This is a genomic window from Shewanella sp. 125m-1 (assembly GCF_052977065.1).
The window spans coordinates 1-540 of sequence record NZ_JBRILT010000103.1; the positions used below are offsets into that span (position 1 = coordinate 1).

General features: G+C 40.4%; 1 rRNA gene. It reads right to left on the reverse strand.

Annotated elements, in window-relative coordinates:
• Positions 1–465: 465 nt before the first annotated feature.
• Positions 466–540, reverse strand: a 5S ribosomal RNA gene (gene rrf, locus ACVBIK_RS20695); the annotation flags it as partial.

A 540-nucleotide genomic window follows, 5' to 3' on the forward strand; every position in this document is an offset into this window, starting at 1 on the left:
TAAAGTTATCCATAACCACAAATGAAGAGAATACGATGAATGCAATTAGATCATGTTTTTACTTAGATTGGTATTATACTAATCAATAAAGAGTTGTGATCTAATCTAGGTATCACAAACAACCCGTATTCCCCTTTTAAAAAACTACAGCGCTGAAGAAGCTTTGGCTTTATCTAGAGCAGAAAAAGATCCACGTAAACGGATCGGTTTACGGAGCGAACACATGTGGGTGAAAGTAAGTCGCTATAAATAAGCAGTATTTAGCATTGCTTGAAGGCAGAGAAGTGGTGACCGTCAAAATGGTAAAATGCTGTTATTGCAGGAGCAATATAACAGCCTTCGAAGCGAGAGAGTCCGTTCAGTAACGGGGTACGTAGGGATTTATTTTTTCCCGAAACGCATATACAAAAAAGCCCGTTGCATTAGCAACGGGCTTTTTTGCTTCTCTTTCGAGAATAATTTAGCGCCTGGAAATGACCTACTCTCACATGGGGAGACCCCACACTACCATCGGCGATATTGCGTTTCACTTCTGAGTTC